Genomic DNA, 642 nt, shown 5'->3' on the forward strand with positions numbered 1-642 from the left:
GTCTTGAGACAGTTGATTGGTGAGTTCTAGCAAGCGCTCTTGATCTTGTTGAATGATCATTTTACTCGCGGATAGCGATGCCTGTGAGATAAGCACCTTGGTCAGAGTTTCGAGCTGCTTCGCTTGAATTTTCTCATTACCTTTACTGATCACCACGGTATTTTTAATGGTCACGACCAGCATGGCGGCTAATAAGATTAGCGCCAAAATACGCAGTGCATTGCGTAATGAGAACAAGGATTCATTCATGATTCATCAAGCCTGAAATAAACAAATGTTATGATTAAGACATATTGAGACTTGCACATGTAAATTGCAATAGGTTAACGTCTAGCTAAGTTAATTAGGAATCAGACACATGGACGCACAGAAACTCTTGCCTATCAAAAGGCATACTACACTGTTAACTCGACTCCCGGAGACGCGATTCGCTTCTCAACTGGCCAAATCAAAGGCAAACTGGATCGTGTTTGGTGAGTATCTTTCTCCTCAAGCCTTCGATGACATCGACTTTTTCACAGGCTTCTACAATACCATTCTAGACACTTGGAAAGTGGGCAAATACGAAGTTGCTCTGATGTCTGGACAACTTACTCCTGCGCATGAAGAGATCTTACAGGGTCTAAAACTGGATTACGCCTG

The 642-nt window shown here is 42.5% G+C and carries 2 protein-coding genes; one reads left to right on the forward strand and one right to left on the reverse strand.

All coding sequences use genetic code 11. The features are described from left to right. A partial coding sequence (locus tag KIV40_RS34470) for an AhpA/YtjB family protein (RefSeq protein ID WP_285353947.1) occupies positions 1–249 on the reverse strand: 249 nt, incomplete at its 3' end. Between the two features lie 109 nt (positions 250–358). Here KIV40_RS34470 and KIV40_RS34475 point away from each other — a divergent pair. After that, positions 359–642 (forward strand): DUF5609 domain-containing protein (locus KIV40_RS34475; protein ID WP_285353949.1); only part of this gene is annotated, 284 nt, incomplete at its 3' end.

The sequence above is a fragment of the Vibrio sp. D173a genome (assembly GCF_030248475.1).